The sequence below is a fragment of the Methylobacterium planeticum genome, assembly GCF_008806345.1.
GTDB lineage: Bacteria > Pseudomonadota > Alphaproteobacteria > Rhizobiales > Beijerinckiaceae > Methylobacterium > Methylobacterium planeticum.
Genome location: NZ_VZZJ01000035.1, coordinates 1 through 25,599, shown reverse-complemented (window position 1 = coordinate 25,599; position 25,599 = coordinate 1). Strand labels below are relative to the sequence as shown.

Here is a 25,599-nt window from a genome sequence, read left to right as displayed (position 1 = left end):
GGCGTGACGGCGAGCCTGTGAGGCCGCTGGGTGCTGCACGCATCACGCCGCTCCCTGGAACGAGGGGGCCGCTTCGTCGAGGAGCCGGGGAAGCCTCAGGCGAAGCCGCGCGCCCTGGCCGACGACGCTGTGCATCTCGACGCTGCCCTGGAGCCGGTTCACCACGAGGTTGTGGACGATGTGGAGGCCGAGGCCGGTTCCGCCCCGCCCGCGCGCCGTGGTGAAGAAGGGATCGAAGATGCGGCCGAGATGCTCCGGCTGGATCCCGGCCCCGTCATCCGCGATATCGATGCTCACGGATGCGGGACCGCTTCTCACCGTGACGGTGATCGTCCCGTTCCGTCTGTCGCGCAGGCCGTGATCGATCGCGTTCTTGATCGCGTTCGTCAGCACCTGCGCCAGGGCGCCCGGGTCGGTGTCCAGATCGATGGCATCCGGACAGTCAAGCCGGATCGCGTGTCCCCCGGGTCGCGCGAGGGCCTTCAGGCTCTTCAGCAATTCTTGGATCCAGGATCCGAGATCGATGATGCGGCGCTCCTCGAGGGCTTGGTCGGCGGCGACCTGCTTGAAGCTGTAGAGGAGATCCGTCGCGCGCATCAGGTTCGCGGTCAGGAGGTGGGCGCCCTCCCGCATCCGCGCGGTGTACTGCAGCAGGCGCGAGCGCGAGAGCTGGTTCTCGTGGACCAAAGCCTCGAATGCCGCCGAATCGGCCTGGACCTGGGTCGAGGTCGTGAGCGCGATGCCGAGGGGTGTGCTGATCTCGTGCGAGACGCCGGCCACGAGCTGGCCCAGCGAGGCCAGCTTCTCGGAGCGCACGAGGTCGTCCTGGGTCTGACGCAACCGGTTGAGGGCTTCGTCCGCCCGGGTGGCCGCATCCCGCCAGCCTTCCTCGCGCCGTCGCAGCTCGGCCAGGAAGGTGTTCGACGCGCGCGCGATCTCGCCGAGTTCGTCCCGCCGCCCGGCCAGACCGACATGGCCGATCGCGGGATCGACGGCCGCCCGCAGCATGTCGTCCTGAAGCACTCGCAGGGGGCGCGTGATCGAGCGCGCGACGCTGACCACCGCAGCGGTTCCGAGAAGGAGGGCCCCGGCGGCGCCCGCGAGGAGAAGGCGCCGGATGGAGGTGCCGAATCGGTCCGCGTCGTCGATGAACGCGCGGCTGAGGGCCTGGGCGTTCTGGTTGATGATCTCGGCCCGCCGATCCATGTCGGCGACCAGCGCGCTCTGGTCGCGGACCTTCGCGACGGTGGCCGAGAGCTGCTCGCGCCAGCCCTCGATCGCGGCCGCCATCCCGCCTTGAATCCCGGACGGCATGGCGAGCGCCCGGGCGCGCTTGGCGAGATCCGTTCCCTCGCTCACGGCATTCGCGGCCTCGTCGGGATTGCGGCGGTCGAGCGCGGATTTCGATTGCTGAGCGAGCCGCAGGGCCGCCAACGCGATGTTCTGCGCCGTAAGCTCCGCCTCGTTCGCAGCTACGGAGTTCCGGATCAACGCCGCGACCTCGACCTGGAGGGAGCGCTGTTGCTCGCCGTTCGCCCGGATGAGATCGTCGCACCAGGCGATGATCTCGTGGCCGGATTGCGTCGCGCGCGTCAGCTCGAAGCCCTCCGCGATGACGCGGTTCAGGCCGACGTCGTTCTTGCTACGCTCCTTGTAGGATTGCGAGAGGGCCGACAGTTCCGCGGCTTCCGTCCTGCTTCCGGCCGTGGCCAGCACCGCGTGCAGCCGCGCGCCCGCGCGGTTGAGCTGCCGAAGATCCGCCTCCAGCTCGTCGAACTCGATCTGGAAAACCGGGCGCCCGACGCGGGTCCTGTTCAGCTCGACCGCCGAGATCGCCTCCCGGAGGTCCCGCAGCGCCGTCACCACGCCCTGCTTCCGATCGAGGTCCATGTCCCGGCGCGTGAGCACGGACACGACTCTGGCGTTCTGGGCCTGCTGCCGCTGTCGCTCCGCATCCGTCAGGGCGACGAGGGTGTCGGCGCGCTGCGCCATGGTGGTGGCGAGACCCTCCAGCGCGGTCTCGAGCGTCACCAGCCCCCGCATCTGATCCCTCTGCGCGGCGAGGTCGCGCGTCACGGTCTCGACGCGCATGGACTGATCGTCGGTTCGGGCGGTCCTGGCGAGGCGCGCCAGCTGGCTCGACACGGTCGTCGTCAGGGCCTCGAACCGGAGGCGGGCCGCATCCCGCGTGACGGAGGTCTGAGCGATGTAATCGTCGCGCGCCTTGTTGAGGGACGTGAACGTATGGAACGTCTCGCTCGAGATCACGGCCCCGTCGCGGGCCCGCTCGGCCTCGATCAAAAGCATCCACGCCGCGACAGCGATCAGAAGGGCGACGATGACCGGTATAGCGCCGACGATGAAAATACGGCGAGCGACGCTGGCCGATCTGACGTAGCGTGACAAGCACCGGAACCTTTGCGAGTGCGACGTGAGTCTGTGTATCGCAAACGACTCTCGCGGCTGTCTAGCTCCGCGCCGTGTTCCGCGCCGTGTTCGCCTCCCTTGGACGAGGCATGGGATCAGGTTCGGGGCCCGGCGACAGGCGGCATGCCTGTCGAGGTCGCGAGTGCCTGTCGTGGGACGTCGAATGTCGCTGCGGTCTCAAGCCCGGTGAATCCGCCTCACCCGATCGGTGTCGTTCGTCTCTGCGCGCCGAGATGCCGACCTCAGGCCAGCCTCTTCACCCTGGCCGCGTCGATGAAGGCGCTGATCAGCCTCGAACTGCGCCGGTCCTGCAGGCAGACGATATGCGCGTAGTTGTAGATCTCGGCATCGGCGAACGGCAGGCAGGTGATGCGTGGGTCGGGGACGTGCTCGGCGCTCGAGACCACTCCGATCCCGACCCCGCTCGCCACCGCCTCCCGGACCGCCTCGCGGCTGCCGATCTCCATCACGATGTTCGGCTCGACGCCGGCCTTCCGCATCGCGACCTCGGTAATGCGCGGTCAGGATGTCGATGTGGTACTGGTCCCATCGGACATCCGGGTAGTGCTCGGCCATGGCCCGCACGCGCTCGTCCCAGTAGGGCATCGTGATCGAGATGCCGTTCGACTTCGTCGCCGAGGTCAAGTGCTTCTTGGGCCGCGACTGCGCGAGCTCGAAGGCGAACGTCAGGATCCGATCAACCCCGTGGCGGGTCATGATCGTTTCCTGCATGGCGAACTCGCGCTCGGTGCCGGCGAACATGCGCCCGCCTGCGTTCGAGTACTCGCCTTCCGTGTTCACGCGCACCACCCAGAAGTCGATGTCCCCGGGCTTCCGGTTGACGAGCGGGCTCGGTACGCCGGGCATCAGACGCACGGGGCGCAGGGTGGCGTAATGGTCGAACTCGCGCCGGAACAGGATGAGCGAGCCCCACAGCGAGATGTGGTCGGGGACGCGCTCCGGCATGCCGACGGCGCCGAAGAAGATTGCGTCGTGAGCACCGATCTGCGCCTTCCAGTCATCGGGCATCATGCGGCCGTGCCGCTCGTAATAGTCGCAGGACGCTAAGTCGAACCAGTCGAGCTGGAGCGTAAAGCCGTGCCGCTTGGCTGTGGCTTCGAGCACGCGGACGCCCTCGGGCACCACCTCCCTGCCGATCCCGTCGCCAGGGATAACGGCAACGCAATAGCGGCGTGATGTCATCTGATCTGCTCCATGCGGGCGGGAGGGCTCGGTTGGGGTGTCAGCCGGCGCTCGGCAGCCAGGGCGTCTCGGATACGGGCGTCACCGGCCCTCGGCCGGCGAACCAGGAGACGAGATTGTCCACGAGCAGCCTTCCCATGGCTCGTCGCGTGTGGTGGGAGGCCGAGCCGACATGCGGGAGCAGCACGACATTGTCCAAGGCGATGAGCGCGCTGGGAACCCGTGGCTCATCGGCGAACACGTCGAGGCCGGCAGAATGGATCACTCCCTGTTGCAAGGCCACGATCAGAGCGGCCTCGTCGACGAGGCTTCCGCGGGCCACGTTGATCAGGATGCCGTCGGGACCGAGCGCTGCGAGCACCTCCGCGTTCACGAGGGCCTCGGCGCCGCCGCCCGGGGCCACGACGACAAGAACGTCGCAGGCCTGCGCGAGCTCGATCGCGGTGGCATGGTAGGTATAGGCCACGTCCTTCTGGCGGTTCCGGCCGTGATAAGCGATAGCGCTCCCAAAACCTTCCAGACGCCTGGCGACGGCACGTCCGATCCGCCCGAGGCCGAGGATGCCGATCCGGCGTTCGCGCAAGGAGGCCGAAAGTGGAAACGCCGCCTTCGGCCAAGCTTCCGCCCGCAGGTATCGATCGGCTTGGGGAATGCGCCGGACGACGGCGAGGAGCAAGCCGAGGGCGAGATCGGCGACCTCCTCGGTGAGCACATCGGGCGTGTTGGTGACAATGGCGCCATGGCGCCGGGCGGATGCGACATCGATCGTATCGTACCCGACACCGAAGTTGGCGATGATCTCAAGGGCCGGCAACTGCGCGAACAGCTCCGATCCTGCAGGCGCCTGCCCACCAACGACAACGGCACGGATGACGGGGCCGACCGCGGCTAGAAGAGCGTTCCTGTCTTTCGCCTGATCCAGGCGATGCACGGTAAAACATTCCTCCAAAGCCTGGATCGTATCCGGCAAAATTGCCTTGAGCAGCAGAACGTCCGGCTTCATGGAAAGCACTCATTCGATCTAGAGCGTGGGCTCATTAAGCTCGCAGGCAGACCCGCAGGGCTGCGAGCTTGACGCTGGCGAGGAAGTTGTCGGGATCCTTGTCGTAGCTGCTCAATGCAACCATGGAAGAGGCTCGACAGCGCCGATTGCGCCGTCCAGCCTCGACGGACCTACTCAGCCAGTTCGCGCATGACCTTGATCAGGTCCGATTTGCCCTCGAAGCCGATGCCCGGCAGCTCGGGCATGACGATGTGACCATCCTGGACCTTCACCCCGTCCGGGAAGCCGCCGTAGGGCTGGAACAGGTCCGGGTAACTCTCGTTACCGCCAAGCCCAAGCCCGGCCGCGATGTTGAGCGACATCTGATGCCCGCCGTGCGGGATGCAGCGGGAAGGCGACCAGCCAAACTGATGCAAGACGTCGAGGGTGCGCAGGTATTCCACCAGGCCATAGGACAGGGCGCAGTCGAACTGCAGGTAGTCACGATCCGACCGCATGCCGCCGTAGCGCAGGAGGTTACGTGCGTCCTGATGCGAGAACAGGTTCTCACCAGTGGCCATCGGACCGGGATAGAACTCCGACAGAGCCGCCTGCAGGGCGTAGTCGAGCGGATCGCCGACCTCCTCGTACCAGAACAGCGGGTACTCCCGCAGCATCTTGGCGTAGGCGATGCCCTGCTCAAGGTTGAACCGACCGTTCACATCCACCGCTAGTTGTGCTTGAGAGCCGATTTCCTTCAGCACCTCCTCGATGCGGCGCTGATCCTCCTCGATCGGCGCGCCACCGATCTTCATCTTCACCACGTTATAGCCGCGATCGAGGTAGCCGCGCATCTCGGCGCGCAGGGCGCTGTAGCCCTTGCCCGGGTAGTAATAGCCGCCGGCCGCGTAGACGAAGACCCGCGGGTTGGCCTCGACGCCCTTCTGCTCGGCGAGATGCCGGAACAGCGGCTTGCCGGCGATCTTGGCGGTCGCATCCCAGATCGCCATGTCGAGGGTGCCGACCGCCACCGAGCGCTCGCCGTGGCCGCCGGGCTTCTCGTTCGTCATCATCGTTGCCCAGAGCTTGTGCGGGCAGAGGTTGTCACCGGCCTCGTTGAGGACGCTCTTCGGGTCTGCCTCCAGGATGCGGTTGCGGAACCGCTCGCGGATGAGGCCACCCTGGCCGTAGCGGCCATTCGAATTGAAGCCGTAGCCGACGACGCGGCGACCGTCACGCTCGACATCCGTGACGACGGCCACGAGGCTCGCGGTCATCTTCGAGAAGTCGATATAGGCATTGCGGATGGGGGATGAGATCGGCTTGGTGATCTCGCAGACGTCGACGATACGCATGGGTTCTCTCCTTGATGTTGACCAGGCAGGAAGGGTGTTGAGAGGCGGGGCCGGAACCTACGGCGCGACTGCCACCGGACGGGGCAGCGGGTGCCCGGCTTCGGTCTCGGGGATGGCATCCTCAGCCGCGACAGCCGCCCGGTTGCGGTAGACGTCCTCGGCCTTGGTGCGGTCGAAGGCGCCTTCCCACCTCGCGACAGCGATGGTGGCGACCGCGTTGCCGATCAGGTTGGTGACCGCCCGCGCCTCGTTCATGAAGCGGTCGACGCCGAGCAGCAGTACCAGGCCGGCAACCGGGACTGTGTGGATGCTCGACAGCGTCGCGGCGAGCGTGACGAACCCTGCACCCGCCACCCCTGCCGATCCCTTCGACGTTAGGAGCAGGACGCCGAGCACGACGAGCTGGTCGCCGATTCCGAGCGGCGTGTTGGTGGCCTGGGCGACGAAGATCGCCGCCATGGTCAGGTAGATGCAAGTGCCGTCCGCGTTGAAGGTGTAGCCGGTCGGCAGGACCAGCCCGACCACGGATTTCTCACAGCCGAGCCGCTCCAGCTTGGCCATCATGCGCGGCATGACGGCCTCGGTCGAGCAGGTGCCGAAAGTGATGAGGATCTCGTCCTTGAAGTAGCTGAGGACCTTGGTGAGCGAGAAGCCGGTCCAGGTGCAGACCGCACCAAGAACGATTGCCACGAAGAGGATCGAGGTAATGTAGACGCCCAGCATCAGGTACGCGAGCGACCAGACTGTGCTCAGGCCGTACTTGCTGATGGTGAAGGCGATACCGGCGCCGGCGCCAATCGGGGCGAGCCGCATTACCATAGCAACGATGCGAAACAGCGCGTCCAGCAGGCTGTCGATGACGGCGACCACCGGCTTGCCGCGCTCGCCAGCCTGGACGAGGGCGACGCCCAGTAGGACTGAGATCAGGATGATCTGCAGCATGGCGCCCTTGGCGAAGGCATCCACCATCGTCGAGGGAATGATGTCCATCAGGAAGCCGACGAAACCGGGCTGCGCCTCCGCCCGCTTCGCATAGCCCGCGATGGCACTCCCATCGATCTGCGCGGCGTCGATGTTCATGCCTGCGCCAGGCTGCATGACGTTGACGACGATCAAGCCGATGACGAGCGCCAGGGTGGAGAGAACCTCGAAGTAGATGAGGGCGCGCACGCCGATGCGGCCGACTTCCTTCAAGTTGCCCATCTTCGCCACGCCGACGACGATCGTGCCAAAAATGACTGGCGCGAGCAGCATCTTGATCAGCTTGATGAAGCCATCCGCCAACGGCTGCAGGGTGATGCCGACGTCAGGCAGGAAATATCCGATCAGACCACCCAGTATAATTGCAATGAAAACCTGAACATACAGCCGGCTTAGCCAACCCGTCATGGCTGATTTCCTCCGCTTATTGGTGCCCTGCGCTGGAGGGCAGCGGCTCCTCGGACGGGAGCTTGCTGGCAACATAGTTCTGGACACTCAGGAGAGGCCAATGCCATGTTCGAAGCGCGTTATGCGCAAACGGCATCGGCATGGACCACGACTGGCTCAAAGACTTCCTGGCGCTGGCCGAGCTGAAGACGTTCTCGCGGGCGGCTGACGCCCGGAACGTGACGCAGCCGGCGTTCAGCCGTCGGATCCGGGCGCTTGAGGACTGGATCGGGGCTCCTCTCTTCGCGCGTGGGGCGCAAGGAGCCACGCTGACACCGGCGGGTCTCCACTTTCAGCCCGCCGCGGATGAGTTGGTGCGGAACCTGGAGCGTGCACGTCGTACGACGCGCGCAGTCGGTGATCAGGATACGGTGACGCTGTCAGTCGCGGCGACACACGCCTTGTCGTTCACGTTCTTTCCGGGCTGGATACGTCGCCTGATGCAGGTTCAAGCCTTCGGCTCGCTCAACCTGATCTCGGACAGCATGGAGGCTTGTGAAGCCGTCATGCTGGCCGGTGAGGTGCATTTTCTGCTCTGTCACTTTCATCCGGGTGCGCCAACCCGCTTCGAGGCCGACCGCTTCCCAAGCCTGCCGGTGGGAGGCGACGTGCTCATCCCCTACAGCGCGGTCGGCGCGGATGGACAGGCCATGTGGGTGCTGCCGGGAACAGCAGGCAAGCCGGTCCCATATCTTGCTTACAGCCAAGCCTCGGGGCTCGGCCGCATCCTCGCAGCCTGTCAGGATCGGGAGCACATGCACACGGCGACGGCGCTCACATCGCATCTTGCCGCGACGCTCATGACGATGGCTCGGGACGGCCACGGCATCGCTTGGCTTCCGCAGACCGTCGCGGCCGAAGATCAAGCGCGCGGACGCCTCGTCCGCGCGGGCCCAGACCTGTTCGATGTCCCGATTGAAATCAGGCTGTTCCGATCCCTTGAGTTCCGCAACCATGCGGCTGACGCGCTCTGGGACCGTCTTTCCGATCAAAGATACGAGACACCCGCTCCCTGAGGGGCGCCGCCTCGAACGTTCCTGTCCGCGCAGACTTCCCATAGGGTGCCCGTATCAACTCTTCCAGGACTTTCCCGTAGGCCTCTCAATCTGCGGGGGTTGGGAACGCGTCCGGGGACATGTCGTAGACGTTTGCGGAACGGCTGCCGGTGGCCGTCGGACAAAAGGCAGCGTCGCGGAAACATCGGGACATTGTTGGCGAATTCGACGGCTCTGCGGCGAGAGCGTCGAAGCGCGAGAAATGCACCGGAGCAGCGGTCGGGGTGAGAACCAGGCTGCGAGGCGATTCAGGTTGAGGGCGGCGGCCACGGCCACGCCCTGGTCGGTCGTTTTGGGCGGCCCGCATTGGTGCGCCCGGCGCAGAGAGCCGCCCTACGCGGCCCGCCGTGCCGCTCCGAGGGCTTCGTCCGCGAGCGTGACCCGGTAGGCGGCACCGATCGGGAGCGCATCGTCGTTGAAGTCGAAGCCCGCGTTGTGCAGGGGACGCGACGGTGTCTTCCCGTCAACGCCGAGCCATGCGTACGCTCCGGGGCAGGCCTGCAGCATGTAGGCGAAATCCTCGGAGGCCATCGACGGAGTGACCTCGGGGTCGACCGAGCGGATGGCCTCCACCCTGCGCGCCGCGGCGAGCGCTACCGGCGCGGCGGCACACTCGTTCACGGTCGCGGAATATCCGGGGTTCACCGCGACCTCGGCCCCAGCGCCATGGGTCGACGCCACGCCGCGCGCGAGGCAGCGCACTGTCCCGTGTATGACGACGTCGTCCGGGATCATGTTCCAAGCGTCGCCGCCGTGGACCTGGGTCACGCTCACCACCGCAGGCGCGAAGGCGGCAATGCGCCGGTTCACGACCGTCTGAAGCGCCAGGACGGTCTCGGACGCGGGGACGAAGGGGTCGATCCCGCGCTCCGGCATGGCCGCTTGCGTGCCGGCACCGCGCACGCGGATCTCAAACGTGTCGAGCGAGGCCATGATGGCCCCGGCGCGCGTGCCGAACGCACCGAGCGGCATCCCGGGCCAGCTATGCAGCCCCCAGACGCTCGCATACGGGAAGTCGCGAAACAGGCCGTCCTCGACCATGGCCCGACCGCCGCCTTCGCACGCCTCCGCGGGTTGGAAGATGAAATGCACCGTACCCCGCAGGTCGCCTCGCGCAGCGAGGTGGCGCGGGGCGCCCAGGAGCATCGCCACGTGGCCGTGATGGCCGCACGCGTGCATGACCCCGGGGGTGCGGGAGGCGTACGGCAGGCCGGTCGTCTCCGCGACCGGCAGCGCATCCATGTCCGCCCGCAGCCCGACCGACGGACCGCCGCCGCGGACCAGCGTGCCGACGACCCCGGTCCTCCCGATGCCGGTTCGGACCGCGAGGCCGGCGGCGGCAAGCTCGCGCGCCACGAACGCGGCGGTGCGCGCCTCCTCGAAGGCGGCGAAGACGACGCTGCCGATCCGGTCGCCGGGCAGGAGGTCGGCGAGGATCGCCCCGGCGCGCCGGGCCGCTTCCGTGTGGTGGTTGTCGAACATCGGGCTCTTCTTCCGTCGCGGTCGTCGGCCATTCGGGTGAAGTCGGCGGCGTCCGGGATGCGCTCTCGCGTTTCCTCCCAGATCGACCCCACGCGTGCCGGGAGCGGCAAGTCGAGGCCGCTCTCGGCCGCGAGTTCGAGGGCGAGGCGCACGTCCTTGCGCATCAGTCCGGCGGAGAAGCCGCTGTCGAAGGTGCCCGGGAGGACCCAGCGCGGGAGCATCACTTCGCTGATCGCGCTGCGCCCGGTGGCCGCGTTGACCACCGACACCGCTTCCTGTGCGGACAGGCCCGCGGCTTCCGAGAGCCGCATGGCCTCGCCCGTCGTGACGCGGTGGGCGGCCACGAGCAGATTGTTGACGAGCTTAACGATGTTGCCGGCCCCCGAGGAGCCGACGTGGACCGCGCGCGCCGACATCGCGGACCGTTTGAGGCATCGGCCTGCTCGCTCGCGATGCTAGCCTGGGCCTTCATGCCGACGCCTCGTCGGGACGTCGCGATGGAACTATGTCCGGGAAATCGGGGCGGATGATCGGTTGCCCTAATCGACGGGCAGACAACCGCGCGCCTCGAGTTCCGTCCGGATGGCCTTCTTCGTGACCTTTCCGTAGCCGGACTTCGGCAGTTCGTCCCAGATGAACACACGCTTCGGCAGCTTGTATCGGGAGACTTTGCTTTCCAGCCAGGACAACAAGTCCCGTTCGTTCAGGGCTGCGCCCGATTTCAGCACGCAAACGGCAACGCCGACTTCGCCCCAGGTCTGATCCGGCACGCCCAGGATGGCGATCTCCGCCACCGCCGGATGCTGGAGCACCTTCTCCTCGGTTTCCCGTGGATAGACGTTCGAGCCTCCCGAGATGTACATGTCGGAGGCACGGCCCGTGATGAACAAGAAGCCTTCTTCGTCGACGTGCCCGAGATCACCCGTAAGGAACCAACCCTCCCGGAACGAACGCTGATTGGCCTCGGCGTCATTGTAGTAGCCCGCGAAGACGGCAGGCCCGCAAACGCAGATCTCACCGGTCTGACCGGGCGCGGCTTCACGGCCCTGCTCATCCTGGATCTGCACCTGCATGCCGGTGCGCTCGAATCCGCAGGTTCCGACCTTCACACCGGGACCGTCGGCCGGCTCATGCAGGGCCGGCGGAAGCACGGTGATGTTGCCGGTAACCTCGCCCAGGCCGAAGTACTGGACCAGAACCTTTCCGAGTTTCTGCAGGGCGTGCTTCTGATCCTCCCGGTACATCGGTGCGCCGGCATAGATGACATACCGCAGCGATGAATGATCATGGAGGTCGACGGATGGATGTTCGGTCAGCATCTTCACGATGGTCGGCACCGTGAACATATTGGTGATGCGCCAGCGCGCGACGAGCGCCCAAACCTCATCGGTGTCGAGGCGGTCGCTGGTCAGCAGCACCGTCTTGGCCCCCGCCGCGACCTGGGCCAGCTGATGGATGCCCGCACCGTGCGAGAGGGGCGCCACCACCAGGGAGGCGTCCTGATCCGTGGTTCCGGGCATGAGATCGCACAGGTGGTTGGTGGCGACGAACGCCATCTGGCCGTGGGTCAGCACCGCCGCCTTGGGCCGGCCCGTCGTGCCCGAGGTGAAGAAGAACCAGCACGGGTCGTCGTGGTCGACCGGAGCCGGAGCGACGGCCCGTCCGTCGTAGGCCGCCACGAGCGCATCGTAATCGGCACCGAGATCTGAGGCGCCGATCGAGACGACCGCGCGGAGGTTCGGCAGCGCCGCCCGGACGGCCGCCGCATGGTCGGGAAAATCGCCGTGGCAGATCATGACCGTGGCGCCGCTGGCGCGGCCAAGGTAGGCGACCTCGCCGGGCGTCTGGCGGAAGTTCGTCGGCACCCAGACGGCTCCGAGGCGGAAGCAGACGAACATCGACTCGAACAGCTGATTGCAGTTCTTGGCCTGCACCAGCACCCGGTCGCCCTTCGTCACGCCCCGCGCGGCGAGCGCGGCCGCCATGGCGTCGATGCGGCGGTCCAGCTCGGACCATGTCCAGGTCCTCTCGCCCCACACCAGACCGGTCTCATCGCGCTGGCGGCGGGCCGCCCGGCGCATGAAGTGCGCGAGGTTCATCACGCGCTTCGAGACCGGTGCGACACCGCCCCTGGGAGCCTCGCAGGCCGTGGTCATCTGCGGCGCTCCAGGATCGAGACGTAGTTGCTGACGGCGGCCCCGCCCATGTTGAAGACACCCGCCAGCGCCGCGCCCTTGACCTGCATGGCATCGGCCTCGTTCATCAGCTGCAGGCAGGCCATGACGTGCTGGGACACGCCGGTCGCCCCGATGGGATGCCCCTTGGCCTTGAGCCCGCCCGAGGGGTTGATCGGCAGCCTGCCGCCCATCTCGGCCAGGCCCTCGCGCACCACCCGGTAGCCCTCCCCAGGCGCGGCGAGGCCCATGGCCTCGTACTCGATCAGCTCCGCGACGGTGAAGCAATCGTGGGTCTCGACGAGGTCGAGGTCGTCGAGCGTGATGCCGGCCGCGGCCCGCGCCTTCTCCCAGGCGAGGCGTGCGCCCTGGAAGGCCGTGGGGTCGCGCCGCGACAGGGGCAGGTGGTCGTTGACGTGCTGACGCGTGCGGAACCCGATGGCGCGCTCCAGCGTCTCTGCCGTCTCCGCATCCGCCACGACCAGGGCAGCCGCCCCGTCCGAGATCAGCGAGCAGTCGGTGCGGCGCAGGGGGCTCGCCACGTAGGGGTTCTTGTCCGAGACGCTGTTGCAGAACGCGAACCCGAAATCCCGCCGCATCTGGGCGTAGGGGTTGGCGACGCCGTTGCGATGATTCTTGGCGGCGATGCGGGCGAGCTCCTCGCTGCGGTCGCCGTAGCGCTGGAAGTAGTTGGCGGCGATGCGCCCGAACACGCCCGCGAAGCCGCCGTCGATGTCGCCCTCCTCCCGGCGGTAGGAGGCGCTGAGCAGGATGTCGCTGGTCTCGACGACGGGCTTGGCGGTCATCTTCTCGGCGCCGACCACGAGGGCGACGCGCCCGCGCCCGCTCTCCACGAAATCGAGGGCCGTGTAGAGCGCCGCCGAGCCGGTGGCGCAGGCATTCTCGACGCGCGTCGCGGGCACGTGGGCGAGGGCCGGTTGACGAAGGGCGACCTGGGCGGCCTCGAAGCCCTGCTTCGAGAAGCCGTTGTTCATGACGCCGACATAGATCCCGTCGACCTGCTCGGGCGCCACGCCCGCATGGGCGAGCGCCGCGCCGGACACGCGGGCCATGAGGCTCTCGACATCCGGGTCTTCGAGCTTGCCGAAGGGCGTGTGGGCCCAGCCCACGATGCAGGCACGCGTCATATCAGGTCTCCCGTCAGGCTTGCGTGGGAACACGTTCGGCTGCGGCCCTCGACGCACAGGGTCCCGACGTGCGTCGTCTTGGACGGCGGTGATGCGGCCGGTCGACAGCGTGGGAAACGAAGGCTGCCGTCCAGGGGAAGGGCCTCGGGATGGGCCATCGTCGTCACGCCAGTTTTCCGGTGAATTTCTCGAGCATCTCCCAGGGCTCCTGCCCGTAGCGCCCCTTCCATTCCGTATAGAATCCGGATTTGCGAAGCTTATCGCTGAACAGGGTAGGATCCGGTGTGTTGAAGGTCAGGCCCTTCGCGGTCAGATCCTGCTGGAGCTTGCCGTTGAGCTCGGCGACGTCCTCGCGCTCCTTCATGCCGGCCGCGTTGATGTGCCTGGCGACCACGGCCTGCAGATCCGGCGGCAGCCGCTCCCAGGCGCGCCGGTTCGCCAGGAACCAGAACCCGTCCCACATGTGGTTCGTCAGGGAGCAGTGCTTCTGCACCTCGTAGAGCTTCGCGGTGGCGATCAGCGCCAGAGGGTTCTCCTGGCCATCGACGATTTTCGTCTGCAGGGCCGAATAGACCTCATTGAAGTTGATCGACGTCGGAGCGGCCTCGAAGGCCTTGTACATGGACGTCCAGAGCGGCGAGGGCGGGACCCGGATCTTGAAGCCACGCAGATCGTCGGGCGTCCGGATCTGACGGGACGACGAGGTCGTCTGACGGAAGCCGTTGTCCCAGATCTTCTCCATGGCGACGAGCCCGACCTTCGAGATCTGCTGCCGGACATGCGCGCCGAGCGCCCCGTCCATCGCCTTCCAGACCGTCTCGTAGTCCGGGAAGGCGAAGCCCATCCCGCTGATCGAGGCGGCGGGAACCAGGGTCGCCAGGATCAGCGGCGACAGCGTGAAGAACTCGACGGCACCGGCCCGGATCTGGCTCAGGGTGTCGGTGTCCGAGCCGAGCTGGCTCGAGGGGAAGATCTGCAGATCGAAGCGGCCCTTGGTCTCCGCCTTGAGGGAAGCCGCCATCTCACGGGCCCGCAGGTTCATGGGGTGCGTGTCGGGGAGGTTGTTGGCGTACTTGTAGGTGAACTCGGCGGCCTGAGCGCGGACGACCCGTGGGGCCCCGACGAGGCTGCCGACAGCGGCCGAGGAGCCGAGGGTCAGCAGGCGGCGGCGTGATGGGTGCATGGATGAACCTCCCGGACGGAGCCCCTGGAGAGCTCTTGCTTCCTCAACCCTGAAGGTCCATCTTGTGGACCTTATTATTTTAGTAAGCCCATCAGGCAAGCGCAGCAGCACCGTGTCAAGCGGCCTTCGTAGCGGCCTGATTTTCCCTTCGAGAAGGGCTGCGGCCGAGTCGGCCAGAGATCCATCATATGGAACATCCAAAATCGATCTCGGCCCGCAAGGCAGTTCAGACCACCACGGGCGCCCGTGGCGCTCAGAGCCTCGACCGAGCGGCGACGCTCCTGATTCTCGTGGGCCGTGCGGGTCCCTCGGGCGCGCGCCTGGCGGATCTGATCGTCCAGACGGACCTGACCAAACCGACCGTGCACCGCATGCTGACCGCGCTCGTGCGGGCCGGATTGCTGGACCAGGATCCGCAGACGCGCCGCTACCATCTCGGCCCCGAGATCTACGTGCTCGGCACGCTCGCGAGCGCTCGCTTCGGCCTGCATCCGGTTTCGATGCGGGCCCTGACGCGTCTCAGCCAGGAATCGGGCGATTCCGCCTTTCTCTCCGTCGCACACGACGTCTATTCGATCTGCCTTCACCGCGAGGACGGTCCCTATCCGATCAAGGTGCAGTCGCTCGAGGCGGGTGATCGCCATCCCCTCGGCGTCGGCGCCGGAAGTCTCGCGCTCCTTTCGGCCCTTCCGGACAGGGAGGTCGATCAGATCATCGCCGCCAACGCGGATATCCTGTCCGAGAAGTATCCGAACTACGCCGGGCCGGCCCTGCCGCGACTTGTCAGCGAAACACGCCGGAACGGATATGCGTTCAATCCCGGCCTGATGCTGTCCGGCTCGTGGGCGATCGGCATGGCCATTCGCGGCGAGGATGGGCGACCGATCGGCGCGCTGTCGATCGGAGCCATCGAGGGGCGTCTCGACGCGAAGCGCCGGCACGAGCTCAAGACGCTTCTCCGCCGCGAAGCGGACTGGATCGCGATGAGGTTGCACCAACTGCGGCAGGGCGCCGCAAGATCCCGCGGGCGATAGCGCCTCTCACAAATCGCGCCTCCGCACCGGCCTGTGCGGAGGGGCAGCCGCCCGGTGATCGGGAGTTTCGCTTCGATGCGCGGCATTCCGATGCGGAGATCGTTGCCGAAGCGCGCGAGCTCGGCGCGCAGGCCGGGTCCGGCCCAGAGCACCGCGTCCGAGAAGGCGGTCGCGCCGAGGCTGTGGTCGGCGTGGAAATGCGTGAGGTAGACGCGGGCGACCGGCTTGCCGGTGAGTTCCCACGCCAGCGCGTCGAGGGCTATGCCGTAGCGGTGCGAGGGGCCAGCGTCGATGAGCACGCAGCCCTCGCTGGTGTCCAGCAGGGTGACGTTGGCAATGGCGCCGCCATTCTCCGCTGTGATCGCCTCCTGCGTGCCGTAGATGGTCCGGACGCCCAGCGCGATGCGGACGGGGTCAAGGGCGTAGCGGCGCGGGGCCGCGTCCGCGCCGGTCGGGCCGCAGGCTGACGCGGTGGCGGCCGCGAGCCCGAGCGTGAGGCCGGCGCGGCGGGTCAGGCCCCGGGGTCGTTCGAGACTTGGCATCACAGTCTTCCCTCGGCCTGCCCGATCCGCGCCTCCGTCGGCGGAACCGGCGCGCGCGCGGAACTCGTTGCCGGCCGTGTTGCGGGCCGCGATGCCGAGCACCTCGGTCGCGCTCTCGGCCATCAGGAGCGTCAGGGTGGGGTTGTCGGCGATCGCCTCGGACATGCAGCGCGGCCGAGGCGGCGTAGAGCGTCTGCTGCCGCGTCTCGAAGCATTGCGGGATCAGGGGCAGCCCGAACAGGGCGAGTGCGCGCGGATAGGCCAGGGAGCGCGCGATCCCCGAGAGCGGCATCAAGAGGGTCGCGGCGATCAGCGCGCCGTGCATCATGCGGGCGGCGCGTCGCTCCCAGGGAGCATGCCGTCCGGCTGGACCCGGCAGCCCCTCGCGCCAACGCCACAGAACACGGGCAGGGACGAGCGCGAGGACGAGCAGCCCCGTGGATTTATGTGCGCGGATCGCCACGCCCCTGCCCGGGCCATCGGGCAGCCACTGAATCCAGAAGCCGCAGGCCAGCATGAGGAGGATGCCGAGTGCGACGCTCCAGTGCAGCACGCGCGTCGTTGCGCTCAGGCCGCCGCTCCGCAGTGCGTATGTCGCGCCCGCTCTCACCTCTGCAGCGCCAGTCCGGACACCGGGACACCCGGATGGTCGTCAGCTACATCCGCAGGACCAACGCTTTCAAGGATCACTTCGGATCGGGTTTCCTGTAGGCGTTGCCCACCCAATTCTTGTCGCGAAAGCAACCTTCACAGAGTGGGGACGTCACCATGATCGCGTACTAATGAGTACGTACCGCGATAACGCCTAACTGCCGAAGACATAATCCATGTTATTGCACATTTATCGAAGGTGGCGCTCGCTCTGCCAATCGACCGAAATTCTCTGCATTGGCGGATAGCGAGTCGATTTGCTCGCTCTTGCATAAAGCGGAGGGCCTGATGCCGCTTTACTATTTTGATTTTCATGACGGCTGCCGCCGCAGCTTCGATGATGACGGGCAGGAATTTCCTGACATAAACGCAGCACGGGACGAAGCTCTCAGCACCCTGTTCAACGTCGCCAAGGATGCAAGGCCTGCTGGGGATCGGCGAGATTGCCTGACGCATGTGTCCGATGAGGCCGGGAAAGTCCTGTTTCGCGCGCGGCTCTCACTTTTTCCAGAATGGCTGCCATAAGCATCGCGCACCAAAACATTGGTGATGGTCCAGCGCGCGTTGTAAGTCTGGCAGCGAGATGAGGCGGTGAGGAATGCCTCGACATCTCCGGCCTCCAGCGTGACCGCAAACTAAGCGCAGGCATTTCTAAAAGTTTAGGCCTAGCGAAGAAGTAGCGCGATTCCCGCGACCGCGATGACGATGAACGTCGCGAGGATACCACCACCGCGACAGGCATATTGTTGGGCCGAGTTCTTCGGTGCGAGCATGCCAAAGGGATGCAGAATTCTGGCGACCAGAAGGACGATCAACAAAGACTGCACCAAGGTATGCCCGGAGCCACCAGCTTCGAGGAGCGCGATCAGCAGCACAGCGAATGGCACGTACTCGCCGAAATTGCCTTGAGCACGGATGCGCTTCTCTAGGGTCTCGTTTCCCCCATCTCCATGCAGGACGTCAGAATTGACGCGCGTGGCTACAACCCAGGCAGACAGCCCGACATAGAGCATGGCGAACAGTCCGGTATAGAACGCCGTGGTCGCAGGAAACGTCACGCGGATCTCCAAAACCTGAAAGGCAGTAGGGCAACTGGCCGGCATCTGGATCAAATTTGCCGGCTCGTGGATCGTGGATCCAACTATGCTCGGCACTGAAGCCGAGTGAATTTGGGTAGATCACATGGCGTTCGATCTGGCTACACCACGACGACAGCCGAGCGTGGCGCCGATCGCGTTCGGATCATGGATCAGAGCGGGCACCGATATACCCGGACGGTCGTCCGCTACCTCCGCCGGGTGAACGCGTTCAAGGGCCACTCGGGGAGCGGGTTTCCGTAGGAGGGCGCCACTGTGCGCTGGATGGGTGTTATCGAACCGCCCGGCTCGCGGAGGTGGAATCATGATGCGTCGCAACTGGGCTACCGGAGAAGCTGCAATCCCGCGAACGTGAGCGTCGCCGTGTAGACTGCCTGCCCGTCCTCGTCCCGTGCGACCACGGTGAATGTCTGCCGGTCGCCATCCTTCGGAATGTCGTCCCTGGCGATGTCCGGCAGGACCCTCATTGCCGCTTTGCGAACCGCAGCGAGGTCGGCGCACTCCGTACCCTCGTCGTCCCGGTCCTGCGGCGAGCCGGCAGATCTGATGTCGAAAAAATAGCGCGGCACCAACAACTCCACCTGAAACAGAAGCGTACGCCGTGAGCGGCGTTCGAGGCTCAACCCCCCAAAGCGGCGTCCTGATCCCTGGCGCATTCAAGACGGAGCAACCGGTCGCAAGGCGCCAGCCGTTGGAGCGGTTCAGGTGGCCCGCTTCTCCAGATGCAGGTATGTCGGATCAAACTCCGAGGCACGGATAAGCTCGTCCCAGGCTTGGATCACCAACGTGCACCCGCGCAGCGTGATCAGGCCCTGGCCACGCATCTCTTGCAGCGTTCGGTTCACGTGCACGTTCGACAAGCCCGTAGCGTCGCCAAGATCGACCTGTGTCAGGGGCCAGGGACAGCGATGCTCACCGGCCAACTCCACCGCCTCAAGCTTGAGGTAAAGCTCGCAGAACAGGTGCGCGATCCGCTCGTACGCCGAGCGCCGGCCCATGCCGGTCATCCACTCGCGGAAGGTCGCCGCATCGACCAGGGTCTCACGCCAGAGCACGGCGCCGACGCCAGGGGAGCGTACTGTCAACTCGCGTAGGCTCTCGTGCGGGATAAAGGCGACCGTGGCCTCGGTCAGCGTCCCGAGGCTGTGGTCCATGGTGTGCAGATGCAGGCTCTGCAGGTCGGGAATGTCGCCGGGAATGTGAAACGACAGGATCTGGCGCTTGCCTTCGCCTACCACCTTGTAGCGGCAGGCCCAGCCGCTGAGCAGCAGGCAGCACTGCGAGGGCTGGTCACCGTCGCGCACGATATCCTGCCCAGGCTTCAGAACGCGGGTTCTGGCCGGCAGGCTCTCGATAGCCTGACGCTCCGCGTCTGAGAGGGTGGCGATGCTGTCCAATCTACGGACGAGCATGTTCAGCGAATGATCGGAGGCCATCGATGCCGCGCCTTGCCTCGCAGGCGGAAGCGCGCGCCTCTTCCAGCCACCCGCGCCTGTCTCAACCGGCGGGCGATGAGCGCAACATAGAACACAAATGGCTACCGACCACTCTCATAGGTAAACTAAGTCTCTATCGGAAAATTATTTTTGGCGTGCTTTGCTTCAAGAGAGGCAAAACTGTGACTCAGCGCGTTGGCCGAGGCACTTTCCACTCACCCGCGAACGCCAGAGTAGCGACGTACACCACTGTGCCGCTCTCGTCTCGCACGCTGGCCGTGAAGGTGTGGCCGTCGTCGTTCGGCCTTTTCTGCCTCACCATCTCGGGCAAAACGCGGTGCGCGATATCGCGCGCCGCACTCAGATCGCGGAAGATCTGGCCCTCATCGTCGTGGACCGCGAACGCTTCATCGTCAGTATCAATGAAATAGCGTGGCATTGGGCTCTCCGCAGAATGCAAGACAGGCGGGAGCACACAGGTCTCGCAGCCGCTGACGGCCAGGATCTCGGCCAACGATGGTCCGTTGTCGCACGGACGGGCAGGGCCTGCGCCATCATGGATTGGGTTTGCCCGGGCAATTTGCATCAGGACGGCCGTTTCGTGGGCTGGGGCACCTGCCTGTTTGGACGTCGTTCCAATAGGGCTTGACCTAAGGGATCGGTCGACGCACGCGCCGAAGTGGTTCTGCACGCTTGGGGCCTGTGACCCAAAGCCGTGAGGGAACCGACGTCGATGACCCTATCGGAACGCGAGCCGCCCGTGATCCCGCCCTCCGGTGAGCGCTTGCCGAACAGCCCGGAAGCGTGGCCACTTGTGGCAAGCCCATCCGGCGCGAACACCGCTTCTTCGATCCCATCGACTGGCCGCAGCTCTCAGCCGTGATCCGGTTCCGGAGGGCAGGGGGCTGTTGTGAGGGCTGTGGACGCCCGCATGGGCAGTCGATCGACTGTCTCAATGATGATCGGTGGTGGGACGCTCCGGTCGGCACCTGGCGCGATGCCGCCGGGCCGCCCCTTCGTGAGCCCGCGATGATTGCGGATCTGACGGCCAGGCGCCTGACCAAGGTGGTGCCGGCCACCGCCCATCGCGATCAAGAGACCTCGAACAACGCGGACGCGAACCTCGTGGCTTTCTGCCAATGCTGTCACACGCTGCACGACCGCCCTGAGCATCAGCGGCGGCGTTGGGTCACGCTGTTCCGCAGAAGGGCACGTGGGGATCTGTTCGGCGGACGTATGCGTGATTGGACTCAATATACCGCGCTTGGCTCAGGCGAAGCTAACCTGGGCCCAGTCGGCGAGAAGCAAGGCTCTGTTACTCAGGCGTGTAGGCATCCACGATGCTGCCGGAGCGGTCAACGACGCAGATCAACATCGACTGGCGAACTTCTAAAGCCAGCGGTCGAACATACGTGACCCGCATCAGGACCGGAGCGAAATAATGTCCCTTTCGGTCCTGCTTGTCGGCAGCCACCGGCACAGCTTCAATGTCCTTCGCACCGACCTTGCTCGCCTCGCTCCAAACGGTTGTCCGGCACGTGTCCAACGTCCGGCTGGGGATCGGTGAGCCTGCAAGCGGGCGGCCGATCGAAGCCAATGCTTCCGGCGTGCCCTTCACAAAGCCCGTGCCCCAGACAAACGAGAGAACCGTCTTCTCACCGCTGGCCTCGGACACCGGCGAGATGGGCGAAATTTGCCATGGCATCTGCCATGTGGCTGCGGACGAGTTCGCCTCCCCGGCCGCAAGCGTGATGGGTGGATCAAGTAAGAAGTAGATGCTTGAGGCGAAGGCAGTGAGCACGCCGCTGAGGATCGCCCTGCGTATCATGAAGTTGCTCCGGCCTGAGATGAAGACATATTGGTCGTTGTATGCGGGTGGCTGTCAATCAGTCGGCGCGAGGGACGAAGGCAATTCCCATGGCGCAGAGGGTTTGTTCAGCGTCTGTGGAGCGGAAACTTGACTGGAGCCGCGATGAAGCTTGGACGTTGCGCGCAATGCTAGAATCGTGCCGGTAGCACCGATCTCCGATGAGGCGGATTGCGCGCTCGGAGCACGACCTCGGCGTGATTGCAGCGTCAGGCGTGGCCTTCTGAGATGCGGGACAAGAGGCTGTACCTTCTCGTCTGGCGAGATCGTAGATGTCAGACTAGGCTCAACTGGTCGTACCTGTCGTCCTGACGGAGTGATGCGAACCGGGCTGGTCAATTGAGAAGGGACAACGGACGGCGCTTCGATAAGGTCGGCCTGCACTGGTGGTGAGCGTTCCGCTGATGGGCCTCTCTGCTGAACATCGAGTGTTGTACGAACCCCTTCCACCCGCACTGATCCGAGTGGGTTGAGTTCCTTCACAGCCTCATTGCCATGCGCGTTTAGGCCAAGCTCTAAAGATCTGGATTGCTGTGCCGCTGCCGGACCCAGCGTACGAGCCTCCTCCGGTTGTGTTCTATCGGCCTCGACTGTGAGAGGAGACGCAAGCGGAACCACATCAGGTGCTTCAGCACTCAGATCCAACGGCGCCGGTTCGACCTGCACATCGACGAGCGACAATTTCTCAACCGAGTCGAGTTTCAGCGGAATAATCGTGGCAAACGATGCACCGGAGGCCACGAGGAGGATAGTCAGCAACTCACGTCGCTTCAGCAACGGATGATGAACGCGATTGAGGAGGACGAGGGCGCTTGGGCCACCGTGCTGGTCAAGATCACCAAGTTGGATCGATGAACGCCTGCGCATCACAGACGTAACTCGCGTCGCCGAGCTGATCCTTCAAGCCAAATTGCGAGAAATGCTCAAACATTATGCGGGCATGATGAGCTTGGCGGCCAAATCTGCCCCAACCGAAGCTGTAGTGTCGGTTCGGCCTGAGCCGCAGTGTGGCCGCCAACCTCCCAGAATGGCTTGAGGCTGCCCTACGGTGTCGCCGGGAAGATGATGCGTTTTTGCCTCACGCAGTGGCGCATCGACCTCTCATTCGAAAATCGGACAATGCAGAAGAGCACTGTTAGGCTCATCATCGCGCATTCGCCGCGCGCTCGCTGTCGTGCCCACGATCATCGCGAAACACGTCATATGTTGGCGCGATCTTTGGGCCGTATGTCATGAGAGCTCATCATCAGCCCTACTCCTTGGCAAGCCGGTGACTGAGAGCCTTGCGTTCTCGCTTCCTATGGCCCGGAGCAGTGCGTGCCTCGCTATCATTTCAACGTCCATGATGGTCGTAGCTTGCTTGATGACGACGGGACGGAATTGCCGAATACGACGTTCGCGCGTCGAGAGGCGATCCGCTATGCTGGGGCGCTGTTGGAGGATGAGGCTACTCGGCTGGCCGTGGGCGAAGAATGGCGCTTGGAGGTGACCGATAGCGTCGGTCTCATCCTGTTCTGCTTGAACTTCATCGTGACAGAAGCGCCGGCGATTTCTCATGCGGGGGCCACGGGGGCATAGGCGGGCCATACGTCTTCTTCGAAGCGGGTTAGGCCGCGACATTCCCATTCTGGACAGATGGACGCCGCAGGAGCTTGAGGCTCAGGTAGCGCGCCTCCGGCACCCTGCCTACGAGCCGAGTTGCGGACCGGCTCGCACGTGAGATGAACGACCCTCCCCGCCGGCCCGGGATCAGATCGGGCGGCGGGGCAGCTCGCTCAATTGAGGCCTGTCGCTCGGTCTTTCGCGACGCGCCGCGCAATCACACGCCCGATTTCCAGAAGCACCATGTCGATTAGCAGACGGAGCGAGGCGCTGCCGTCCGCATCGATTGCCTCGCGGGTCGCAATGGCGTGCTCTGCCGCTCGATCCAAGGGAGCCCTCGCTTGAGCCGGTTGATGGACTGGTTCTACAGCCTGCAATTTCTGGTGCGTTACATCGATTAGGACACCATGCCCGTGAGCGGGCATGCCTGCCGTTGCGGGGTAAGTTCGCCCGTGATCCAGTAACCAGCGCGTGCCTTCTGGCGTCTGTACGCGGTACTCCACAACCACCACGCCACTCTCGCGCTCAGCCCGTTCCACGGCGGCCAGGAACGTCGCCCGGTCATCTGGATGGAGACGCTGGATCACCGTCTCCAGCGGCAATTCGGTGTCAGCTAGATCTGGGTCACCGGTCAGGATCTCTGCCGCATCACGATCGAGGACGTGCACGTTGCTCTCGGCCGTCCAAACCCATGTGCCAGCGACTCCCCCGGCCGACGCGACGATTGTCTGGTCTCCAAAGGGTTTGATCGACCAATCGTGTGTTCGACTTCGCACGCGAAATCACCTTTCCAGAGCGTCGACCGCTAAGGGATGATCGCCCATCGTTCAACTTCTCGTTACAACCTGAAAATGAACGCAACCAACAATCGCATAACGTGCATTGTATGCAGCTTGGTTGGGAACGTTCGGTGCAAGCGATCCTGGCCTCAACAGGCGTGGCTACAGAGCGCCACAAAAGAGGACCAGATGGCTTACCATGGTGCTGGAAGTACGAGGGGGACAGCAGAAGCTGATGGCTTCATGAGCGACGGGAATGATCCTCGGATGGTGCCGCTACCGGCAGCCGCAGAGCAGGCACTAAACCAGATCGCAGATGCGCTTGGCATCACCACTGCCCTGCTTGGCCGAAGCGGCGATGAGGCGCGGGCACGGGCTGGTGAAGTGCCGAGCTTGTTCGAGGCCTCGGTGCTCTTGCAGGCATACCTCAAGATCGAGGATCATAGGACACGTCAGTACCTCCTCGATTTCATCCAATCGGCTGCGCGGCCGCGTCAGTGAAGGTGCTGTGATCGAGACTGGAGCTCTGCCCCCGCCGGCCGGCCGGCGCGTCGACTGAGCTCCATTCCGAGTTCGAACAATAGCAGGTCGACCAGCGTCTGCAGGACGGGCACGCCGAGGGTGCCGATCGAATGCCGCACAGAGACGATGGCCTCGACGATCTGGTTCGTCGTCCGAAGGGCCCTCTCTGCGTCCGCCGTATCGCCTTGGCGCGTGTCGGTCACATCGACAGCAATGCCGAGGCAGCGCAAGCCTTTGCCGTGTGCATCGGTTTCGACCTGACCGCGCGCAGCGATCCAGTGTGTCAGGCCATTCAGGTCGAGCGTGCGGAATTCGGCCTCGAAGCGTCCTGCGGTTTCATGGGCTTCGTGGGTGAGGGCCGCGATCCGCTCACGGTCGTCAGGATGGACGCCTTGCAGAAAGTCAGCGAGAGGAACACCGCTGGTGGCGTGCTGCGCGTCAACGCCGATGAGGCTTGCGAACGAACCTGAAGGGTAGACCGTGGCCTTGCTGAGGTCGGTCTCCCATGTGCCGACGAAGCCGGAAGCGTTCAGTGCCGCTTGGAGCGCGGAGTTTAACGCACGTTGCGGCGGTTCATCTTGACCCATGACGGGAGGTCCCCTGGGATTGCAGATAATCAGTCCAATCTGGTCGGGAGGCGGATGTTCCAGCGGACGCGTGAAAGATGGTCGAAAAGATCTGAGCAATGGATGTGTAATTGATTTACATGATGCGCAATACGCTTTGATTTCTGCCGCAAGCGCGAGCGCTGTATTCATCCACTGAGGCGGTGAAAGATGGGACGTTTTCCTATCCGTCCCGGCTTCCGGATCATCTCCATTCGTGCTCAGATCCCGGTCCCGGGACGGCTTCCCCTCAACCCGAACGGGCGGCAATCCAGGGGACGGGCTTGATGATGTCCGCGCTTCTTGGATTGCCGTGAACCGCACTAAAGCGGCTGGCCTCCCGGATCTTCAAGTCTCGTTAACCGCGTCGGCCGACCCTGCCGGTGAGCCGCTGCGACACGGCTCAGTCGCCGAACAGCGACGGCCCCGCCGCTTTTCCCACCCCCAGGCGGCGGGGCTCCTCTGGCGAGAGGATGCTGTCATGACGCATCGGATCGACCACAAGCACCGCCGCGCGCAAAATTGGCCGCGCCGGACAGATGAGGCGATTGATCTCCTCATAGCGGGCAAGCCCGTTCCCTCCAGGACGAAGTGCGCACGAGATATGGAACGCTGGAAGCTCGGGATCTTCTATCGCCGCAGGTTCAACAATGAACCTCATTACCGTCCAGCGCCCACCCCAGGCGTAATCCCAAGTCCAAAGTGGCGGAGCCATGCGCATCGTGTGCGCACAGACGGTGATGGAGTAACTTGGTAGGAGAGCGCCGCAAGTCCTACGACACACAGCGCCAAGCGATGAGGCGGATGGTCCGTAAGATTTGGCGCGAGCAGGGCGGCGCCCCCGAACTCCTCGAAGTGCTCTACCGGAAATACGAGGGCCTGTAGCGCGCTCAGAAGCCTCAGGACTGACGACGGCCAAGACCAGCAACCCGAACCGCATAATCCAGGACCGCCGTTCCTAGAGCGCTGTCCGAGCGGGCTGAAACGGATAGCCGGGTGAGAGGTTGGTCGGCGAAGGAGAGCGCCG

24 protein-coding genes and 4 pseudogenes are annotated in these 25,599 nt (G+C 65.0%); 7 read left to right on the top strand and 21 right to left on the bottom strand.

Annotated features, from left to right (window positions below; all coding sequences use genetic code 11):
• Positions 1–42 precede the first annotated feature (42 nt).
• The 5 genes from F6X51_RS24585 to dctA form a co-directional block, all read right to left on the bottom strand.
• A complete protein-coding gene (locus F6X51_RS24585) occupies positions 43–2,307 on the bottom strand; it encodes a sensor histidine kinase (protein ID WP_150966435.1) in 2,265 nt (754 codons plus the stop codon).
• Between the two features lie 297 nt (positions 2,308–2,604).
• Positions 2,605–3,630 (bottom strand): isocitrate/isopropylmalate family dehydrogenase, encoded by a 1,026-nt coding sequence (locus F6X51_RS24575; RefSeq protein WP_281407661.1) that lies wholly within the window; start codon positions 3,628–3,630, stop codon positions 2,605–2,607.
• A 40-nt stretch (positions 3,631–3,670) separates the two neighbouring features.
• Complete coding sequence (locus tag F6X51_RS24570; RefSeq protein ID WP_150966433.1) at positions 3,671–4,633, bottom strand: 2-hydroxyacid dehydrogenase; 963 nt, start codon at positions 4,631–4,633, stop codon at positions 3,671–3,673.
• Positions 4,634–4,803: 170 nt separating this feature from the next.
• Positions 4,804–5,967: a mandelate racemase/muconate lactonizing enzyme family protein gene (locus F6X51_RS24565; protein WP_150966431.1), complete on the bottom strand. Its 1,164-nt coding sequence runs from the start codon at positions 5,965–5,967 to the stop codon at positions 4,804–4,806.
• A gap of 57 nt (positions 5,968–6,024) precedes the next feature.
• Positions 6,025–7,356 carry a C4-dicarboxylate transporter DctA gene (dctA, locus tag F6X51_RS24560; protein ID WP_150966429.1) on the bottom strand — a complete coding sequence of 444 codons (1,332 nt, stop codon included), beginning with the start codon at positions 7,354–7,356 and terminating at the stop codon, positions 6,025–6,027.
• A 140-nt stretch (positions 7,357–7,496) separates the two neighbouring features.
• Here dctA and F6X51_RS24555 point away from each other — a divergent pair, with 140 nt between their 5' ends.
• Positions 7,497–8,411, top strand: coding sequence for a LysR family transcriptional regulator (locus tag F6X51_RS24555; protein WP_150966427.1), 915 nt, complete (start codon positions 7,497–7,499; stop codon positions 8,409–8,411).
• 372 nt (positions 8,412–8,783) lie between these two features.
• Here the strand turns inward: F6X51_RS24555 and F6X51_RS24550 are convergent, their stop codons facing one another.
• From F6X51_RS24550 to F6X51_RS24535, 4 genes and pseudogenes are all read right to left on the bottom strand, one after another.
• Positions 8,784–9,932 carry an amidohydrolase gene (locus F6X51_RS24550; protein WP_150966425.1) on the bottom strand — a complete coding sequence of 383 codons (1,149 nt, stop codon included), beginning with the start codon at positions 9,930–9,932 and terminating at the stop codon, positions 8,784–8,786.
• A gap of 38 nt (positions 9,933–9,970) precedes the next feature.
• Positions 9,971–10,348 (bottom strand): annotated as a pseudogene (locus F6X51_RS24545) (NAD-binding protein); the annotation flags it as partial.
• 123 nt (positions 10,349–10,471) lie between these two features.
• Positions 10,472–12,088: an acyl-CoA synthetase gene (locus F6X51_RS24540; RefSeq protein WP_150966423.1), complete on the bottom strand. Its 1,617-nt coding sequence runs from the start codon at positions 12,086–12,088 to the stop codon at positions 10,472–10,474.
• Positions 12,085–13,254, bottom strand: a complete 1,170-nt coding sequence (locus F6X51_RS24535; protein ID WP_150966421.1) for an acetyl-CoA acetyltransferase — start codon at positions 13,252–13,254, stop codon at positions 12,085–12,087. The genes F6X51_RS24540 and F6X51_RS24535 overlap by 4 nt, the downstream gene beginning before the upstream one ends.
• Between F6X51_RS24535 and F6X51_RS29110 the strand changes: the two are divergent.
• A pseudogene (locus tag F6X51_RS29110) lies at positions 13,245–13,346 on the top strand (hypothetical protein); the annotation flags it as partial. The gene F6X51_RS24535 and the pseudogene F6X51_RS29110 sit on opposite strands and share 10 nt — an antisense overlap.
• A gap of 71 nt (positions 13,347–13,417) precedes the next feature.
• Here F6X51_RS29110 and F6X51_RS24525 read toward each other — a convergent pair.
• Positions 13,418–14,437 (bottom strand): TRAP transporter substrate-binding protein, encoded by a 1,020-nt coding sequence (locus F6X51_RS24525; RefSeq protein ID WP_150966419.1) that lies wholly within the window; start codon positions 14,435–14,437, stop codon positions 13,418–13,420.
• A gap of 188 nt (positions 14,438–14,625) precedes the next feature.
• On the opposite strand from F6X51_RS24525, the gene F6X51_RS24520 reads away from it, so the two are divergent.
• Positions 14,626–15,471, top strand: a complete 846-nt coding sequence (locus tag F6X51_RS24520) for an IclR family transcriptional regulator (protein WP_150966417.1) — start codon at positions 14,626–14,628, stop codon at positions 15,469–15,471.
• Positions 15,472–15,635: 164 nt separating this feature from the next.
• Here the strand turns inward: F6X51_RS24520 and F6X51_RS29105 are convergent.
• Both F6X51_RS29105 and F6X51_RS29100 read right to left on the bottom strand, forming a co-directional pair.
• Positions 15,636–15,809: pseudogene (locus F6X51_RS29105) on the bottom strand (MBL fold metallo-hydrolase); the annotation flags it as partial.
• Positions 15,810–15,885: 76 nt separating this feature from the next.
• The gene (locus tag F6X51_RS29100) at positions 15,886–16,623 is read right to left on the bottom strand and encodes a cytochrome b (protein ID WP_150966415.1); all 738 of its coding nucleotides are present in this window, start codon (positions 16,621–16,623) and stop codon (positions 15,886–15,888) included.
• A 329-nt stretch (positions 16,624–16,952) separates the two neighbouring features.
• Between F6X51_RS29100 and F6X51_RS24500 the strand changes: the two genes are divergently transcribed.
• Complete coding sequence (locus F6X51_RS24500) at positions 16,953–17,189, top strand: DUF6894 family protein (protein ID WP_150966412.1); 237 nt, start codon at positions 16,953–16,955, stop codon at positions 17,187–17,189.
• A gap of 140 nt (positions 17,190–17,329) precedes the next feature.
• On the opposite strand, the gene F6X51_RS24495 is transcribed toward F6X51_RS24500, so the two are convergent.
• The 4 genes from F6X51_RS24495 to F6X51_RS24475 all read right to left on the bottom strand — a co-directional run bounded on the left by F6X51_RS24495 (position 17,330) and on the right by F6X51_RS24475 (position 19,636).
• Entirely contained in the window at positions 17,330–17,767 is a 438-nt protein-coding gene (locus F6X51_RS24495) for an MAPEG family protein (RefSeq protein WP_407658678.1), read from the bottom strand.
• A gap of 317 nt (positions 17,768–18,084) precedes the next feature.
• Complete coding sequence (locus tag F6X51_RS24485; RefSeq protein ID WP_407658676.1) at positions 18,085–18,384, bottom strand: DUF6894 family protein; 300 nt, start codon at positions 18,382–18,384, stop codon at positions 18,085–18,087.
• 78 nt (positions 18,385–18,462) lie between these two features.
• Positions 18,463–19,197 (bottom strand): Crp/Fnr family transcriptional regulator, encoded by a 735-nt coding sequence (locus F6X51_RS24480; protein ID WP_150966408.1) that lies wholly within the window; start codon positions 19,195–19,197, stop codon positions 18,463–18,465.
• A gap of 187 nt (positions 19,198–19,384) precedes the next feature.
• Positions 19,385–19,636, bottom strand: a complete 252-nt coding sequence (locus F6X51_RS24475; protein WP_150966406.1) for a DUF6894 family protein — start codon at positions 19,634–19,636, stop codon at positions 19,385–19,387.
• A 365-nt stretch (positions 19,637–20,001) separates the two neighbouring features.
• Between F6X51_RS24475 and F6X51_RS28750 the strand changes: the two are divergent.
• Positions 20,002–20,430 (top strand): annotated as a pseudogene (locus F6X51_RS28750) (HNH endonuclease); the annotation flags it as partial.
• 82 nt (positions 20,431–20,512) lie between these two features.
• On the opposite strand, the gene F6X51_RS24465 reads toward F6X51_RS28750, so the two are convergent.
• Both F6X51_RS24465 and F6X51_RS24460 read right to left on the bottom strand, forming a co-directional pair.
• Positions 20,513–21,025 carry a hypothetical protein gene (locus F6X51_RS24465; protein WP_150966404.1) on the bottom strand — a complete coding sequence of 171 codons (513 nt, stop codon included), beginning with the start codon at positions 21,023–21,025 and terminating at the stop codon, positions 20,513–20,515.
• A gap of 54 nt (positions 21,026–21,079) precedes the next feature.
• Positions 21,080–21,931: a hypothetical protein gene (locus F6X51_RS24460; RefSeq protein WP_150966402.1), complete on the bottom strand. Its 852-nt coding sequence runs from the start codon at positions 21,929–21,931 to the stop codon at positions 21,080–21,082.
• Between the two features lie 450 nt (positions 21,932–22,381).
• Here F6X51_RS24460 and F6X51_RS24455 point away from each other — a divergent pair, with 450 nt between their 5' ends.
• Positions 22,382–22,642: a DUF6894 family protein gene (locus F6X51_RS24455; RefSeq protein ID WP_150966400.1), complete on the top strand. Its 261-nt coding sequence runs from the start codon at positions 22,382–22,384 to the stop codon at positions 22,640–22,642.
• Between the two features lie 197 nt (positions 22,643–22,839).
• On the opposite strand, the gene F6X51_RS24450 is transcribed toward F6X51_RS24455, so the two are convergent.
• Positions 22,840–23,334: a PAS domain-containing protein gene (locus tag F6X51_RS24450; RefSeq protein WP_191970250.1), complete on the bottom strand. Its 495-nt coding sequence runs from the start codon at positions 23,332–23,334 to the stop codon at positions 22,840–22,842.
• A gap of 354 nt (positions 23,335–23,688) precedes the next feature.
• On the opposite strand from F6X51_RS24450, the gene F6X51_RS24445 reads away from it, so the two are divergent.
• The gene (locus F6X51_RS24445; RefSeq protein WP_150966396.1) at positions 23,689–23,946 is read left to right on the top strand and encodes a hypothetical protein; all 258 of its coding nucleotides are present in this window, start codon (positions 23,689–23,691) and stop codon (positions 23,944–23,946) included.
• Here the strand turns inward: F6X51_RS24445 and F6X51_RS24440 are convergent.
• Entirely contained in the window at positions 23,940–24,554 is a 615-nt protein-coding gene (locus tag F6X51_RS24440; RefSeq protein ID WP_191970249.1) for a PAS domain-containing protein, read from the bottom strand. The two genes, F6X51_RS24445 and F6X51_RS24440, sit on opposite strands and share 7 nt — an antisense overlap.
• Positions 24,555–24,975: 421 nt before the next feature.
• Positions 24,976–25,233, bottom strand: a complete 258-nt coding sequence (locus F6X51_RS24435; protein WP_150966392.1) for a hypothetical protein — start codon at positions 25,231–25,233, stop codon at positions 24,976–24,978.
• Positions 25,234–25,599 lie beyond the last annotated feature (366 nt).